The organism is uncultured Planktomarina sp., from assembly GCA_943788425.1.
Lineage (GTDB): Bacteria > Pseudomonadota > Alphaproteobacteria > Rhodobacterales > Rhodobacteraceae > Planktomarina.
Genome location: CALSQF010000005.1, coordinates 21,164 through 36,511, shown reverse-complemented (window position 1 = coordinate 36,511; position 15,348 = coordinate 21,164). Strand labels below are relative to the sequence as shown.

General features: G+C 56.1%; 14 protein-coding genes. 10 read left to right on the top strand and 4 right to left on the bottom strand.

What is annotated here, in order from left to right; all coding sequences use genetic code 11:
• Window positions 1-11 precede the first annotated feature (11 nt).
• Window positions 12-245 (bottom strand): sulfurtransferase TusA family protein, encoded by a 234-nt coding sequence (locus ABLW18_RS05565; RefSeq protein WP_347823857.1) that lies wholly within the window; start codon window positions 243-245, stop codon window positions 12-14.
• Window positions 246-428: 183 nt separating this feature from the next.
• Between ABLW18_RS05565 and ABLW18_RS05560 the strand changes: the two genes are divergently transcribed.
• Window positions 429-1,181 (top strand): cytochrome c biogenesis protein CcdA, encoded by a 753-nt coding sequence (locus tag ABLW18_RS05560; protein ID WP_347823856.1) that lies wholly within the window; start codon window positions 429-431, stop codon window positions 1,179-1,181.
• Between the two features lie 83 nt (window positions 1,182-1,264).
• Here the strand turns inward: ABLW18_RS05560 and glmS are convergent, their stop codons facing one another.
• Window positions 1,265-3,088: a glutamine--fructose-6-phosphate transaminase (isomerizing) gene (gene glmS, locus ABLW18_RS05555; RefSeq protein ID WP_347823855.1), complete on the bottom strand. Its 1,824-nt coding sequence runs from the start codon at window positions 3,086-3,088 to the stop codon at window positions 1,265-1,267.
• Between the two features lie 11 nt (window positions 3,089-3,099).
• Window positions 3,100-4,452 (bottom strand): bifunctional UDP-N-acetylglucosamine diphosphorylase/glucosamine-1-phosphate N-acetyltransferase GlmU, encoded by a 1,353-nt coding sequence (gene glmU, locus ABLW18_RS05550; RefSeq protein WP_347823854.1) that lies wholly within the window; start codon window positions 4,450-4,452, stop codon window positions 3,100-3,102.
• Window positions 4,453-4,570: 118 nt separating this feature from the next.
• Here glmU and ABLW18_RS05545 point away from each other — a divergent pair, with 118 nt between their 5' ends.
• Window positions 4,571-5,239: an HAD-IA family hydrolase gene (locus ABLW18_RS05545; protein ID WP_347823853.1), complete on the top strand. Its 669-nt coding sequence runs from the start codon at window positions 4,571-4,573 to the stop codon at window positions 5,237-5,239.
• Here ABLW18_RS05545 and ABLW18_RS05540 read toward each other — a convergent pair.
• Window positions 5,224-6,540, bottom strand: coding sequence for an MmgE/PrpD family protein (locus tag ABLW18_RS05540; protein ID WP_347823852.1), 1,317 nt, complete (start codon window positions 6,538-6,540; stop codon window positions 5,224-5,226). The two genes, ABLW18_RS05545 and ABLW18_RS05540, sit on opposite strands and share 16 nt — an antisense overlap.
• Before the next feature lie 116 nt (window positions 6,541-6,656).
• On the opposite strand from ABLW18_RS05540, the gene ABLW18_RS05535 reads away from it, so the two are divergent.
• From ABLW18_RS05535 to ABLW18_RS05500, 8 genes are all read left to right on the top strand, one after another.
• Window positions 6,657-7,850, top strand: a complete 1,194-nt coding sequence (locus ABLW18_RS05535) for a DegT/DnrJ/EryC1/StrS family aminotransferase (RefSeq protein WP_347823851.1) — start codon at window positions 6,657-6,659, stop codon at window positions 7,848-7,850.
• A 110-nt stretch (window positions 7,851-7,960) separates the two neighbouring features.
• A complete protein-coding gene (locus tag ABLW18_RS05530) occupies window positions 7,961-9,124 on the top strand; it encodes an isovaleryl-CoA dehydrogenase (protein ID WP_347823850.1) in 1,164 nt (387 codons plus the stop codon).
• Complete coding sequence (locus ABLW18_RS05525) at window positions 9,121-9,606, top strand: hypothetical protein (RefSeq protein WP_347823849.1); 486 nt, start codon at window positions 9,121-9,123, stop codon at window positions 9,604-9,606. The genes ABLW18_RS05530 and ABLW18_RS05525 overlap by 4 nt, the downstream gene beginning before the upstream one ends.
• A gap of 45 nt (window positions 9,607-9,651) precedes the next feature.
• Window positions 9,652-11,199: a carboxyl transferase domain-containing protein gene (locus ABLW18_RS05520; RefSeq protein WP_347823885.1), complete on the top strand. Its 1,548-nt coding sequence runs from the start codon at window positions 9,652-9,654 to the stop codon at window positions 11,197-11,199.
• Window positions 11,200-11,203: 4 nt separating this feature from the next.
• Entirely contained in the window at window positions 11,204-11,674 is a 471-nt protein-coding gene (locus tag ABLW18_RS05515; RefSeq protein ID WP_347823848.1) for a hypothetical protein, read from the top strand.
• Complete coding sequence (locus ABLW18_RS05510) at window positions 11,671-13,602, top strand: biotin carboxylase N-terminal domain-containing protein (protein ID WP_347823847.1); 1,932 nt, start codon at window positions 11,671-11,673, stop codon at window positions 13,600-13,602. The genes ABLW18_RS05515 and ABLW18_RS05510 overlap by 4 nt, the downstream gene beginning before the upstream one ends.
• Window positions 13,602-14,492, top strand: a complete 891-nt coding sequence (locus tag ABLW18_RS05505; RefSeq protein WP_347823846.1) for a hydroxymethylglutaryl-CoA lyase — start codon at window positions 13,602-13,604, stop codon at window positions 14,490-14,492. Before ABLW18_RS05510 ends, ABLW18_RS05505 begins: the two co-directional genes overlap by 1 nt.
• On the top strand, window positions 14,482-15,264 hold the full coding sequence (locus tag ABLW18_RS05500) for a crotonase/enoyl-CoA hydratase family protein (RefSeq protein WP_347823845.1): 783 nt from the start codon (window positions 14,482-14,484) through the stop codon (window positions 15,262-15,264). The genes ABLW18_RS05505 and ABLW18_RS05500 overlap by 11 nt, the downstream gene beginning before the upstream one ends.
• Window positions 15,265-15,348: the final 84 nt, after the last annotated feature.

The following is a 15,348-nucleotide window of genomic DNA, read 5'->3' as shown; positions in this document are numbered from 1 at the left end:
GAGACCTAAGCCTAGCTGTCGCTTTTGCGAATGAAAAATTGCAATTCCGCACCCTCGCTGTATTGCGCTATCAGAGTATGGCCCGCCTCAGCGCAGAAATGCGGCACATCAATGATGGCTGCTGGGTCATCGGCCCGCATCAACAAGACCGCCCCCTGAGCCATTGCCATCAAACGCTTGCGGGCTTTGAGCACCGGTAAGGGGCATAAGAGCCCAATGGCATCCAAGTCTTCGTCCCAAGTCATCACAGCGCCCCATTGTCGATCATTGCAATCTCCTGCGTCCTGCATGCCGTAAAATTTTCCTGCGCGCCAGAGGCAGCAGGGGGTATTTTGCCGATCATATGGGCACAGTGATGTGACAAACTTTCAGATGACGCCAGCGCTTAGATAGCCTAAGACAGCCCAAGACCAGAAAAGGCCGCTTTAATGTTGGGAATTGATCTATGGGATGCCGGGCTGATTCCGGCTATGTTTGTGGCGCTGCTCGGCGGGTTGATCAGCTTTGTGAGCCCCTGCGTACTGCCCATTGTTCCACCTTATTTGGCCTATATGGGCGGGGTGAGCATGGATGACATGAGCGCCACAGCGCAGGCGCGCCGGCGCGTGGTTTTGGCCGCTCTATTCTTTGTATTGGGCCTATCCACCGTCTTCATCTTGCTGGGCTTTACCGCCTCAAGTTTTGGCCGCCTGTTTTTGTCCAATCAAGATTGGTTTGTCAGCGGCGCAGGCATCTTGGTCATGGTGTTTGGAGCGCATTTCCTAGGCGTCATCCGCATTGGCCTTGTGGACAGGGAAGCGCGGATCGCGGGGGGTGACCGCGGTGGCTCGGCCTTTGGTGCCTATATTTTGGGGCTGGCCTTTGCCTTTGGCTGGACGCCCTGTTTGGGGCCCATTTTGGGCACAATCCTCGCGCTTGCCGCCGATACCGCCAATCCCGCAAAAGGGATCATCTTGCTCGCCACATATGCGGCGGGCCTTGGTATTCCCTTTGTGTTGGTGGCGGTGTTCTTTCCGTCTCTCACAGGGCTGATGGCTTGGATGAAGCGTCATATGATGCGGATCGAACGTATCATGGGGTTGCTGCTCTGGACCGTTGGGCTGATGATGGTGACTGGGCAATTTACCCAGTTCAGCTGGTGGATTTTGGAGCAATTTCCCGCTCTGTCAGCCCTAGGGTGATGAATGAGCTGTGACCGGCTTTGCCAGGCTGTGATGTTATGATTAGTAATTGAGTTTTAAATTCTATATACGTGACTTTTAACTCATTCAACCGTAACGGACTTTGCCAGGTTGCGTGGCTGATCGGCATCGGTGCCCTTGGCCTGAGCCGTATGATAGGCGAGCAGCTGCGCCGGGATGGCGTAGACGATGGGGGCCAGCAAATCAGGGGTTGTGGGCATCGTGATTTGTGCCCAGGTGCCCTCTGCCGCTGTCTTGAGACCTTGCTTGCAGGAGATAAGCAGCACTTGGCCAGATCGGGCCATAACTTCTTGCATGTTGGAGACAGATTTATCGAAAAGTGGATCCATAGGGGCCATGACCACCACAGGTACGTTTTTATCAATGAGGGCGATGGGTCCGTGTTTTAATTCGCCAGATGGATAACCTTCTGCGTGTATATAGCTGATTTCTTTTAACTTGAGGGCGCCTTCCATGGCGAGAGGATAGAGCGCGCCCCGCCCTACGAAGATAATATCCTGCGCCGCCGCTAATTTCTTTGAAATATTTTGCACAGCGCTATCAATGCTCAGCGCTTGGCTGATCAGACCCGGCAAGCGGTTGAGCTCTGCGATATAGGCACGATATTGCGCGGTATCAATTGTACCCTTGGTATAGGCGATTTTGATGGCCAGCAGGGCCAGCACCGTCAGCTGCGCGGTGAAGGCTTTGGTCGAGGCGACACCAATTTCGACCCCCGCATGAATTGGCAACACCAGATCACTTTCCCGCGCAATGGAGCTTTCCGGTACGTTCACCACTGACAGAATGGTGGCATTTTGCGAGGCCATATAGCGCAGCGCCGCCAACGTATCTGCGGTCTCACCCGATTGGCTGACAAAGAGGGCGCAGGTTCCTGGGCTGACCGGGGGTTCGCGGTAGCGAAACTCTGAGGCGACATCGACATCGACCGGCAAGCGCGCGATTTTCTCAAACCAATACTTTGCTGTCAGTGCAGCGTAAAAGGCAGTGCCACAAGCCACCATCGTCAGCCGGTCAATATGGGCCAAATCAATACTATGTTCTGGCAATTCAACCTCTGAGGCATCCGCGTTTTGATAGCGGCTCAGAGTTTTTTTCAGCACAGAGGGCTGTTCGGCAATCTCTTTGGCCATGAAATGTTTAAAGCCGCCTTTGTCCACCCTTGCGGCATCAATGGTGATCGTGCGGGTTTCGCGATCGGCCAAACTACCGTTTTCGTCGTAAATCTCAACAGATGTTCGGGTGATCACGGCAAAATCACCCTCTTCCATATATGTGATTTTATCGGTCAAAGGGGCGAGTGCAATGGCATCCGAGCCCACATAGGATTCGCCATCGCCATGGCCGATCGCCAATGGGGAGCCCTTGCGCGCAGCAATCATCAAGTCATCCTCGCCTTGAAAGAGAAACGCGAGGGCGAACGCACCCTCAAGGCGGGCTATCGATTTTTGCGCGGCCTCTTGGGGGCTGTGGCCTTCGGACATATAGTGATGGGTCAACAGCGCGACGGTTTCCGTGTCTGTGTCGGTTTCATGGCTCACACCTAGAGCGCTTAATGCGGAGCGTAACTCTTTGAAATTTTCCACAATGCCATTGTGCACCACAGCCACAGCACCGGCTTGATGGGGGTGGGCGTTCACGATTGTGGGAGTGCCATGGGTCGCCCAGCGGGTGTGGCCTATGCCCGATTTGCCCGACAAAGGTTCTGAAACCAAACGGTCAGACAGGTTGACGAGCTTGCCAACCGCACGGCGGCGTTCGAGATGGCCTGCGTTTACTGTGGCAATACCGGCGCTATCATAGCCGCGGTATTCCAAGCGTTTGAGTGCTTCGACCAAGATTGGAGCGACTTGGTGATTTCCTAATACGCCAACAATTCCGCACATGGGTTCAATCCTTAGTTTTTGTTTTGTTTTGCGGCCTTGAGCGCGCGCAATCTTTTCATCAATTTTAGAGCAAAACCGGGTTTGTTATCCTGTTTGGACCGGGCAATCGCGAGATCTCCGGCGGGCACATTCTGCGTGATCACCGATCCGCTGGCCGTCATAGCGTCTTGCCCGACTGTGACCGGTGCAACCAGCATGGTATTTGAGCCGATAAAGGCCTCTTCGCCAATATAGGTGTGATGTTTCATCACCCCATCATAGTTGCACGTTATCGTGCCGGCGCCAATATTGGCCCGGGCGCCAATATGCGCATCGCCAATGTAGGACAGGTGGTTGACTTTGGCGCCTTCGTCGAGCGCGCTGGCCTTGATTTCCACAAAATTGCCAATTTTCACATCCTCCGCCAGTTCAGCGCCCGGGCGCAGGCGGGCATACGGGCCAATGATGCAACCGCGCGAGACATGCGCACCTTCCAAATGTGAAAATGCGCGGATCTGGACGCCACTTTCGACCGTGACACCCGGGCCGAACACCACGTTCTGTTCAATGACCGTATCCCGGCCGATGACGGTATCAAAGGAAAAATGCACGGTTTCGGGTGCCGGCATGGAGACGCCATCTTCCAAAGCTTCCGCGCGGCGCAGATTTTGGAACTCTTTTTCAGCTTGCATCAACTCAACCCGGCTGTTGACGCCCAGAGTTTCGCGTTCCGCGCAGCGGACTACAGCACATTGCAACCCCCGCGCCACGGCCTTGCCAACGACATCTGTCAAATAGAGCTCACCTGAGGCGTTGTCCGTATCAATTTCAGACAGAAGGTCGAAAAGGAGGTGTGCGGGCGCGGCCATGACGCCGCTGTTGCAAAGCGTCACCGCTCTTTCTGCCGGGCTTGCATCTTTGAATTCAACAATTCGCTTCAATTTGTCACCATCCGTGATCAAACGGCCATATCGGGCCGGGTCTTTTGCTTCAAATCCGAGCACGGATACCGCCGAGTCGTTGAGGGTGGCCGTCAACTCTTCGAGGGTGCGCGTTTGGATGAGGGGGCAATCGCCGTACAGCACAAGGACCGTTCCATCAAAATCACCCAATGCGTCCCGGGCTTGATCAACGGCATGGCCTGTGCCCAATTGCGCCTCTTGCACGGCAATTTCCACGTCCGGATCTTCGGTGTGGGCGGCGGCGCTTACAGCTTCAAAGCCATGGCCTGCGACAATAATGGTCCGTTTAGGCTCCAAAGCCCGCCCGGCGCGCATGGCGTGGACCAACATGGGTGCACCGGCCACTTTGTGCAAAATTTTCGGCAGCTCAGATTGCATCCGGGTGCCTTTTCCTGCGGCAAGAATGATGAGTGCGATATTCATTTGCGGATCTAAGTCCTTTATAAATCAATGGAGCCCTTTTAAGGGTATAGTGGAAATCGACAAGCTGTTTTGCATAAACGCCGCTTTTTGCAATTGGCGTAACCAAGGAGGCAAGAATATGCTCAAACCCTGTGTGGTCTTTGATCTGGACGGCACGCTTGCCGATACCAGTGGCGATTTGCTGAAAGCGGCCAATAGTTGTTTTCGAGGCCTTGGGCTGGGAAACGTGCTGCAGGCGCCAAGGGACAGCGGTACAGCTTTGCGCGGCGGTCGGGCCATGCTCTTGGCGGGGTTTGAACGAGCCGGCTGGACGGATATGTCAGAAATAGATCGGCAATATCCTATCTTACTTGAGGCCTATGGCGCTGATATTTCGGAATTGACGATCTTCTATCCCGGTGCCCTGAATGCTGTGGCTCGGCTGCGGGCGTCTGGATATGCGGTGGCGATTTGCACCAATAAGCCCGAAGCTCTAGCGATTCAATTGATGCAGGCTTTAAACGCCAGCGCCCATTTTGACGCTTTGGTGGGCGCCGACACTCTGGCGCAGCGCAAACCAGACCCAGCGCCGCTGTGGGAAGCGGTCGACCGTGCTGGCGGAGATCGCAAGCGGGTCTGTTTGATTGGTGATACGGTGACAGATCGCTCAACCGCTGCGAATGCTGATATCCCATCGGTGCTGGTGACCTTCGGGCCCGGTGGGGGGGATATGGAGGCCTTGGTGCCTGCAGCTTTGCTGCATCACTTTGACGATTTGCCCGATGTCGTGGCTCAGCTGATTGGTTGAGCCAGAAGATCAAGCAAGGGCTGCGCGTTGGAGCCGTGATCAAGGGTTTCAACAGCGTGGTGGATCGCTTGGCTGCGCGCGAGGCCCAGAGCGGGGCCGGCATAGCTGAAAAATTTTCGCTTTAAATCCTCTTGGCTTGGTGGGGCCGTTGGGTCCCACTCTGGTTCGAACCAATCAGATTGAAGGTGACCTCCTGACGCCAGAGTAATCTCAGCGCGCGCCATTCGCCGGTTCGGAAATGCCGAATTGGCAGACGCGTCTTCGCCCATGGTTAAAATCGATGACAGACGCTGAACCTCCGGGTGGTTCAGCGCTGCATCTGCGACATGTTCGGGCAAAATGGTTCCATGCACTAAGGCCAGGGCGCAAGGGAAAGAGGTTGAATACTGTGCCTCTTCGGTCGTTGTGACCTGTTTCGTCCCCAATCGTACTGATTCATGAAAGGATACGATGTGCAGACCCGTGATATCTTGGCTGGCAAAGCCGTGGCGCTGTTGCAGGTCCAGCACCGCTGCAATCGGAGCCTGTGCCCATCGGCAGACTGGATAAGGCTTGAAATATTGTTGGCAGATGAGCCAGCGGTCTCCCAAATCTTGCCAATGGTCTGTGCCAAGCGTGAGCGCAGGGGCGCCGGTGAAGCCTGCCGCGGCCAACCGTGCCGCCGCGACCCCGCACATTGCGCCCCAACCTGAGCCATCCTTGAGCATGGTCGGATGATCTATGCAGCGCATCATTTGGCTCCGGGGTCCGTGATACTCTGCAATCCCCATGGCATGCGCAGTCTGCGCACGGTCGAGCCGCATCAGGCGTGCGGCTATGCCGGCGACAGCCACCGCCACCCAAGCCCCGGAGGTGTGATAATCTGGAACGCTGGCGTGCTGCGCCAAAGCAGTGCGGCAGGCCAGCTCATAGCCAAGCGTGAGGCAGAGTAAAAATTCTTGCCCCGTCACATCGATTAATTCTTGCGTCAGCCCGTATAGCGCCGGCAGCACGCCGCAGCCCGCATGCCCTTTGGCCGGGTTAAAGCCATCATGGCCATCGAGCGCATCAATGGTCATCCCGCCCGCAAGCGCCACACCCGAGGCCGAGGCGCCACGCCCGTCGAACATCATGGGCAGCGCACCGCTCATATCCAGAGCGCAATAATCGCGGATAATGCCAGACAATTTTGTGCTGGCGCCACCGGCTCCAACGCCAATGAGATCCAACAGGCACAATTTGCTTTGCAGGCGCACCTGCGGTGGCAGGTCGTCCCAGGAGATCTCAGAAATGAAGTCTAAAATTCCGTTTGGTGTCGTCATATCGGCTTCTCCCGTAGTCTTAATCCTGCCATGCAAGCATGTAAATTCTGATCTGTTTGCGACATGGCAGGTAAAAGTGGATTGACTTTGCTGGCTGCAAGACCAAAACCTGCCGCATGACAGAGATATTCACGGGTAACTTCACCCAGCAAGAACCCATTTTGGACGAAGCGATCGAGGCGGCCGTGGCAGTCATGCTGCACGGGCGGTTGCATCGCTACAACGAGGCGGCGGATGAAGTGGCGCAAACCGCACTTTTGGAGCAGGAGTTTGCCGCGCAAATGGGCGCGCGCTATTGCCTTGCCGTGGCCTCGGGTGGCTATGCGCTTGCGACTGCGCTGCGCGCGCTGGGCGTGAAGCCTGGCGATCGGGTTTTGACCAATGCTTTCACACTGGCGCCTGTGCCCGGGGCCATTGCCTCTGTTGGTGCTGTACCGATCTTTGTTGGTGTAACGGAAGCTTTGGTAATTGATCTTGAGGATCTGGCGGCCAAGGCCGATCAAGCCGACATTTTGATGTTGTCTCACATGCGCGGGCATATTGTCGATATGGATGCTTTGATGGCTCTGGCGCAGGCGCATAATCTCAAAGTGATTGAAGACTGCGCCCATACAATGGGCGCGAAATGGAGCGACACTTGGTCGGGGCGCGCTGGGATCATTGGGTGTTATTCCTGCCAAACCTACAAGCATGTGAATTCCGGCGAAGGCGGTCTTTTGATCTGTGATGATGATGAAATTATGGCGCGGGCCATCATGTTGTCGGGCAGCTATATGCTCTATGGAAAACACCGAGCAGGGCCGCCGAGCGAGGCTTATGAGGCGGTGCGGCTGGTCACCCCCAATATCTCAGGGCGGATGGATAATCTGCGCGCTGCGATTTTGCGACCACAGCTGCGCCAGCTTGAGGCGCAATGCACCGCTTGGAATGATCGCTATCGCGTGGTGGACCAGGGGCTTGCTGATGTTGCGGGCCTCACGCGTATCAAGCGGCCGCAGCAAGAAAAATTTGTTGCCTCCTCCTATCAATTCCTATTGCTCGATTGGCCAGCAGAGGCGATCCGATCTGTACTGGCCCGCTGTTTGGCCCGTGGGGTGGAGCTAAAATGGTTTGGGGCTCCAGATCCGGTTGGATTCACCAGCCGTTATGATAGCTGGACCTATGCGCCGAGCAGCGCCATGCGGAAAAGCGATCGAATCCTGCACGGTATTGTTGATATGCGTTTGCCTTTGACCTTCTCTTCGGATGATTGCGCCACTGTGGCCCGCATTATCGCCCAGGAAGTGGCTGAAGAGGCTTCGGCAGGGTGAAACGTCTGTCCGGCCTCTTTGAGCTTATTTGCGACAGGTGGGGTGCATAGGCTGGACAGGGTGACAAAACTTTGCTTAAATTGAACAACCGTTCAATAAATGGAGGTTCTATGTTTACAGCCAGTATGCGTTTCGATCTTGGAGAGGATATCCACGCGCTTCAAACAGTGGTGCATCGTTTTGCCCAGGACGAGATTAAACCCTTGGCTGGAGCTGTGGATCGCGACAATCAATTTCCTGCGCAATTGTGGAAGCGGCTTGGGGATCTTGGGGTTCTTGGGATCACTGTAGATGAAGAATTCGGCGGCGTGGGTTTGGGCTATTTGGCCCACACGGTGGTGATGGAAGAAATCGCCCGAGCATCGGCCAGTGTTAGCCTGTCTTATGGGGCGCATTCGAATCTCTGCGTCAATCAAATAAGTCTCAACGGAACCCCAGAGCAAAAAAGCAAATACCTGCCCAAACTGATCTCGGGCGATCATGTTGGGGCGCTGGCGATGAGTGAGGCGGGCTCGGGCTCTGACGTGATCTCGATGAGCCTGAGAGCCGAGAAGCGCAATGGATACTATCGCCTCAATGGCAATAAGTTCTGGATCACCAATGGGCCAGATGCTGATGTCTTGATCGTTTATGCCAAAACCGATCCTGAGGCAGGATCGCGTGGTTTGACCGCTTTTTTGATCGAGCGTGATATGGTGGGGTTTTCGACTAGCAGTCATTTCGACAAGCTTGGCATGCGCGGATCAAATACAGCGGAGTTGATCTTTGAAAATGTGGAAGTTCCCTTCGAGAATGTGCTGCAACAAGAGGGTGCCGGGGCAAGGGTTCTTATGTCTGGCCTCGACTATGAGCGTGTGGTTCTGGCTGGCATAGGCCTCGGCATCATGGCGGCCTGTTTGGATGAGGTCATGCCCTATATGGCCGAGCGCAAGCAATTCGGCCAACCGATTGGCAACTTCCAACTGATGCAGGGCAAAATTGCTGATATGTATACAGCGATGAACGCCGCGCGGGCCTATGTCTATGAGGTGGCCAAAGCCTGTGATCGCGGTGAGGTGACACGCCAAGACGCGGCGGCCTGCTGTCTTTTTGCCAGTGAAGAGGCAATGAAGCAGGCCCATCAAGCCGTACAAGCGCTTGGAGGGGCAGGTTTTTTGAACGATGCACCCGTAGCACGTTTGTTTCGGGATGCAAAATTGATGGAAATCGGAGCAGGGACCAGCGAAATTCGTCGCATGTTGGTTGGACGTGAATTGATGGGGAAAATGGTATGAAAAACCTTTTATTTAGTGTGGGCTTGGTGGTATTGGCCACGGCGGCTCAGGCGGATACGAAATTGCCGCAGACGCATGTGAATTCAATGGCCTGTTTGGAGAACATGGGGCAAAGCACCAGTTGGGGCCAATGTCTGAGCTTAATTTTTGAACCCTGTGCCAGCTTTGAGGTGGCCTCAACGGCGCATGTGGCTTGCCTGCAAAGCGAACGCGAAGGTTGGACCGCGTCTATGCGGCTTTTGCAGGAGGATGTGACGGAGGCCATCACAGTAAAATCTGCCGAAGATTTAGCGAGTATTTTGAGTGGCTGGATCAACTATGTCTCGCAGAAATGCCAGGCCGATGGGGATCCTGAAGGCAACCTACCTTTGGCGGCCAAACAGCTTGGCTGTCAGATCACAGAACTAGCCGGTTTGAGCGGTGAATATGCAGCCTGCCTCGAAGGGCGCTCCACCGCAGACTATTGTGTATTGAAAAATTAGAGGCGGGCTGCGGTGACACAGACGAACGCCTCAAATGCCAAACAGCTGCATCTGGAAGCCTTGGCGCGGGTTGAGCAGGCCGTAGCGGTGGCCGCACAGGGCGGTGGAGACGCGGCGCGGGCCCGTCATGTTGCGCGCGGAAAAATGTTGCCGCGAGACCGGGTTGCCAATCTTTTGGATCCTGGCAGCGCCTTTTTAGAGATCGGTGCAACCGCAGCCCATGGCATGTATGATGGCGCGGCGCCCTGCGCTGGGCTCATCACCGGTATCGGCAAAGTGCATGGGCGCGATGTGATGGTCATTTGCAATGATGCCACGGTCAAAGGCGGTACCTACTATCCGATGACCGTGAAAAAACATCTGCGCGCCCAAGAAATCGCGCAGGAGTGCCATCTGCCCGTGGTCTCCTTGGTCGATAGCGGTGGGGCCAATTTGCCCAACCAAGATGAGGTCTTCCCAGACAGAGACCATTTTGGCCGAATCTTTTACAATCAAGCCCAGATGTCCGCCAAAGGCTTGGCGCAGATCGCCGTGGTGATGGGGTCTTGTACGGCTGGGGGCGCCTATGTGCCGGCCATGGCGGATGTGTCGATTATCGTCAAAGAACAAGGCACGATTTTTCTTGCGGGTCCGCCCTTGGTCAAAGCGGCCACAGGTGAGGTGGTTTCGGCGGAAGACTTGGGTGGCGGAGACGTGCACACGCGCCTGTCTGGCGTGGCCGATTACTTGGCGGAGGATGATACCCATGCTCTGGCGTTGGCGCGGGAGGCGGTGCGCCACCTGCCTGCTGATGCGCCGCAAGCCGCTTTTTTGCAGGCGGACGATGTGCCAGCGCCCTGCATGGATGATATTTTTGAAGTGATCCCGAGTGATTTGACCACGCCTTATGATATTCGCGATGTGATCTGCCGCTTGACGGATGGCGGCGCATTCGATGAATTTAAAGCGCGGTTTGGCACCACTTTGGTCACGGGATTTGCACATATTGAGGGCATGCCGGTAGGTATTGTTGCCAATAATGGCGTATTGTTTTCGGAGGCAGCTCAAAAGGGCGCGCATTTTGTTGAACTTTGCTCCCAGCGCAAAACACCATTGATTTTCTTGCAAAACATCACCGGATTCATGGTGGGGCAGAAATATGAGAACGAGGGAATTGCGCGCCATGGGGCGAAAATGGTCACAGCAGTCGCCTGCACCTCTGTACCGAAAATTACTATGATTGTGGGTGGCAGCTATGGGGCTGGCAACTACGGTATGGCGGGCCGCGCTTTTCAACCGCGGTTTCTATGGAGCTGGCCCACATCGCGCACGGCCGTCATGGGGGGCGCGCAAGCGGCTGGTGTCTTGGCCACCGTCAAACGCGATGCGATAGAGCGAGCGGGGGGCAGCTGGAGCGATGAGCAAGAAGCAGCCTTCAAACAGCCGACGCTTGAGATGTTTGAGACTCAATCCGCTCCGCTCTACGCCAGCGCACGATTGTGGGATGATGGGGTGATTGATCCGAGAGACAGCCGCAAGGTCTTGGCTTTGTCTTTGCGCGCCGCGCTCAATGCCCCGATCAACGAGACAAAATTTGGCGTCTTTAGGATGTAATGACATGAGTGATGAAATGACCGTTATGACCCAGCCGGACAGTTTTGGCCGCCATTGGGTCTATGTTACCGAGGCGCAAGTGCGCGACCATACCAAAGGGCGTTTTGGTCTGGTTATTTGGTTGATCTGCCTTTGGTTTGTTGCGATTGGGGGTCTTGAGATCGTCTTAGGCAGCAGCAGCTCTTTGCCGCGTTTGGTCTTTGGGGTGGTGTTATTTCTGACGGGCGCAGGCTTGGTGCTGCGCAGCCGTCAGGCCTATCTGGCGGCCTTATTTGTGCCTATGATTTTTCTCATCCGCTTTTTTAGCCAAGCCTCAGGGTATGGAGGGCTTTTAAGCGGACCAGCGCAATATTACGATCTGTGTAACGCGTTGGGGGTTGTGGGGGGATGTTTCTACCTATTTGAGGGGGATCGCCCCAATTTCATTTTCCGGCGGCGCTACCGCAGCTATCGGGCAGAGAGCTCGCAGAAATGATAAAGAAGCTGCTGATTGCCAACCGCGGCGAAATCGCTTGCCGCATTGCCCGCTCTGCCCGTGAAATGGGAATTGCCACTCTGGCGATTGCCTCTGCGGCAGACGAAGAGGCGCTGCATGTACAGTCTTGTGATGAGGTGGTGCATTTGGGCGGTCACAATCCGGCCGAGAGCTATTTGCGCCGCGATGCGATTATTTCCGCGGCTCTAGAGCATGGCGCGGATGCGGTTCACCCGGGCTATGGTTTTTTGTCAGAGGACCCTGAATTTGCCCAAGCGGTTCAAGAGGCAGGCCTGATCTGGGTCGGTCCGCCCGCTGAGGCTATTCGGGCCATGGGGCTTAAAGATGCTGCAAAGGCGCTGATGCAAAAGGTCGGCGTTCCCATTGTACCGGGGTATCATGGGGAGGCACAGTCTTTGCAGGTGCTCCAACAGGCCGCCGCAGAGATCGGCTATCCCGTTCTCATCAAGGCTGTGGCGGGCGGTGGTGGCAAAGGCATGCGCCGTGTCAATCGGCCTGAAGAATTTGCCGCCCATCTGGCCTCCGCACAATCCGAAGCGCAAGGTGCCTTTGGCAATGCGCGGGTGTTGATTGAAAAGTTCATTGCCAACCCGCGCCATATCGAAATTCAAATTTTCGGTGACGGGCAGACCGCTGTGCACCTTTATGAGCGGGATTGCTCTTTACAGCGCCGTCACCAAAAGGTGATCGAAGAGGCGCCGGCGCCGCTTATGCCAAATGAGGTTCGTGATGCAATGGGACAGGCGGCCGTGCGGGCGGCTGAGGCGATTGGTTACGTCAGTGCCGGCACAGTTGAGTTCATTGTGGATGGCAGCGTACCCCTGCGCGGAGACAGTTTTTATTTCATGGAAATGAATGCGCGTTTGCAGGTGGAGCATCCCGTCACGGAAGAAATTTTGGGGATAGATCTGGTGGCCTGGCAACTTCAGGTTGCAGCGGGTGGTTTTTTACCACTGATGCAAGACCAAATCCAAGCGCAGGGCCATTCCATCGAAGCACGGCTTTATGCGGAAGATTCCGATCAGGGTTTTCTGCCTTCAATCGGCCAGTTGCACCATCTGAAATTTGGACCTGGGCTGCGTGTTGAGACAGGTGTGGCGCAGGGGGGGCAGGTCACGCCCTATTATGATCCAATGATTGCAAAGCTAATTGCCACTGGTCCAGATCGGGCCAGTGCGCTGCAACGTTTGGTGCGGGGATTGCAATTGACCCAGATCGCAGGTCTCAAGACCAATCGCGATTTTTTGGTTGCGCTATTGCAGCACAAAGATTTTGTCGCCGGTACGTTTGATACAGGTTTGATCGCGCGTGACTTGGAGGCTCTGACCTCTGCGCCGGCACCGGCCGCAGTAGATTGGGCAAGGGCTGCTCTGTGCGCCATGGGGCTGTTGGACATAGGCCTCGATCGACAGAGCGATGTGGGTTTCACGCTATTTACACCCTTGCGCCAAAGCATGGCTCTGCGCCACAAAGATCAGCTGCAAACGCTTCCGGTGAGCCTACACCCGGGGGGGCGGGCCGTGGTTGATGTGGCTGGGGAGACCGTGGAGCTGGGGCTGGGTGACTTATCGCAGTGCGCCGCGGTCTTGGCCGCCGGCAAAGCCTATCTTTTTGGCGCGCAAACTTTTGTGTTCGATGTGATTGATCCCTTGGAGCGCACTGCGATTGTTCACAGCGACGGGGCGATCACAGCGCCGATGCCTGGCTTGGTCAAGCAGGTTTTTGTGCATGCGGGGCAAGAGGTTGCGGCTGGAGATCCGATTGTCGTCCTCGAAGCTATGAAAATGCAGCACACGCTTTGCGCCGATCACGCGGGACGCGTTGAAAATTTATCAGCGACGCAAGATCAACAAGTGGATGCGGGTGTGGTCTTGGCGGTCATTCAAGCCGAGCGGGAGGAGGCGTAATGAAGCGGGCGGTTGAGATTTTTGAGGTGGGCCCACGCGACGGGCTTCAAAATGAGCCGGCCTTTATCTCCTCAGAGGATAAAATCGCTTTGACGGAGGCCTTGACGGGCGCCGGCGTGCTGCGGGTCGAGTGCGCCAGTTTTGTCAGCCCCAGATGGGTGCCGCAAATGGCCGATGGGGCGCAGGTGGTGCAGGGGGTGACACCTGGCGCGGCACAGCTTTATGCGCTGGCCCCCAATATGCGGGGTTTGCAGGCGGCGTTGGCGACCCCGGCTCGGGGAGTTTGTGTGTTCATCGCGGCCACTGAGGGTTTTAGCCGGGCCAATACAAATGTTTCGCTCGCGGGTGCTGTGGAGCGTGTGAACGAGGTGATCGCGGCGTTCACGACCGAGGCGCCAGAGGGGGTGCGGCTGCGCGGCTACATTTCCTGCGTCACCGAATGCCCCTATGATGGGCCGGTCGACCCTTCCGAAGTGGCCCGGCTTGCGGAGCTGTTGCATCGCGCGGGCTGTGATGAAATTTCCCTCGGCGATACCATCGGCACCGCCTATCCTGAGCAAGTGGCGGGTATGTTGGAGGCTGTGGTGCAGCGGGTGCCGGTGGAAGCATTGGCTGGGCATTTTCATGATACTGCTGGACGGGCCCTAGCGAATATTGATGCGTCACTCGAGTATGGGCTGCGGATTTTTGATGCCTCCATCGCTGGCTTGGGGGGCTGTCCCTATGCGCCTGGAGCCAAGGGCAATGTCGATACCGAATTGGTCTATGATCATCTCATCACACGCGGATATGAAATCTCCGGCAGGCCTGATCGTATGAAATTGGCGCATGCGGCCCGCTTGGCGCGAAAAATTCTGAGACGCGGAGAAGGCACAGCAGATGAAATTTGATACGATAGACAGCGAAACCGATGCACAAGGTGTTTGTACGGTTTGGCTGAACCGGCCCGAGAAGCACAACGCATTATCGGCGCAGATGATCGACGAGCTGACCGAAATGGCCGCAATATTGCGCCAGGGCTCAGAGCGCGTTGTGATTTTGGCTGCACGCGGCCAAAGTTTTTGTGCCGGTGGGGATTTGCAGTGGATGCAAACCCAGATGCGCGCCGATCGCGCGACCCGGCAAGCGGGCGCCCGGGGCCTTGCGGGGATGCTGCAGTCCTGGAACACTCTGCCGCAGCCCGTGATTGGCCGTATTCACGGCAATGCTTTTGGCGGCGGGGTCGGGCTGGCCTCTATCTGTGATTTAGCCATTGGGGTTGAGACAGTTTGGATGGGGATGACGGAAACCAAGCTGGGGCTGATTCCCGCAACCATCGGTCCTTACGTGATTGCGCGTATGGGCGAGGCGAAGGCGCGGAGTGTGTTTATGTCTGCACGCAAGTTTTCGGCGCTAGACGCGCAAGGTCTTGGGCTTTTGGCTAAAACTGTAGCCCAAGACGCGCTTGATCTGGCGGTGACGGCAGAGGTAACACCCTATTTGAGCTGTGCGCCGGGGGCTGTGGCTGCGGCAAAAAAAATGGCGCGGCGGCTCGGGCCGGTCATTGATGCGCAGACCATTGAAATGACGGTCACAGCTTTGATTGCACAATGGGAAAGTCCGGAGGCGGAGGAAGGAATTGCGGCCTTCTTCGGCAAAACTGCGCCCAGCTGGCAGATCTGAGGACGGGTTTGGGTAACTTTTTTGTAAGACCCGCTGGGATTGCGCAATCCGGGCGTTGACCCTTTTGTGCCTGACGCGTAGTAG

Excerpts from the sequence above, each read along its gene's own strand:
- ABLW18_RS05565 (WP_347823857.1), bottom strand. The coding sequence starts at position 245 with ATGACTTGGGACGAAGACTTGGATGCCATTGGGCTCTTATGCCCCTTA.
- ABLW18_RS05560 (WP_347823856.1), top strand. The coding sequence starts at position 429 with ATGTTGGGAATTGATCTATGGGATGCCGGGCTGATTCCGGCTATGTTT.
- glmS (WP_347823855.1), bottom strand. The coding sequence starts at position 3,088 with ATGTGCGGAATTGTTGGCGTATTAGGAAATCACCAAGTCGCTCCAATC.
- glmU (WP_347823854.1), bottom strand. The coding sequence starts at position 4,452 with ATGAATATCGCACTCATCATTCTTGCCGCAGGAAAAGGCACCCGGATG.
- ABLW18_RS05545 (WP_347823853.1), top strand. The coding sequence starts at position 4,571 with ATGCTCAAACCCTGTGTGGTCTTTGATCTGGACGGCACGCTTGCCGAT.
- ABLW18_RS05540 (WP_347823852.1), bottom strand. The coding sequence starts at position 6,540 with ATGACGACACCAAACGGAATTTTAGACTTCATTTCTGAGATCTCCTGG.
- ABLW18_RS05535 (WP_347823851.1), top strand. The coding sequence starts at position 6,657 with ATGACAGAGATATTCACGGGTAACTTCACCCAGCAAGAACCCATTTTG.
- ABLW18_RS05530 (WP_347823850.1), top strand. The coding sequence starts at position 7,961 with ATGTTTACAGCCAGTATGCGTTTCGATCTTGGAGAGGATATCCACGCG.
- ABLW18_RS05525 (WP_347823849.1), top strand. The coding sequence starts at position 9,121 with ATGAAAAACCTTTTATTTAGTGTGGGCTTGGTGGTATTGGCCACGGCG.
- ABLW18_RS05515 (WP_347823848.1), top strand. The coding sequence starts at position 11,204 with ATGAGTGATGAAATGACCGTTATGACCCAGCCGGACAGTTTTGGCCGC.
- ABLW18_RS05510 (WP_347823847.1), top strand. The coding sequence starts at position 11,671 with ATGATAAAGAAGCTGCTGATTGCCAACCGCGGCGAAATCGCTTGCCGC.
- ABLW18_RS05505 (WP_347823846.1), top strand. The coding sequence starts at position 13,602 with ATGAAGCGGGCGGTTGAGATTTTTGAGGTGGGCCCACGCGACGGGCTT.
- ABLW18_RS05500 (WP_347823845.1), top strand. The coding sequence starts at position 14,482 with ATGAAATTTGATACGATAGACAGCGAAACCGATGCACAAGGTGTTTGT.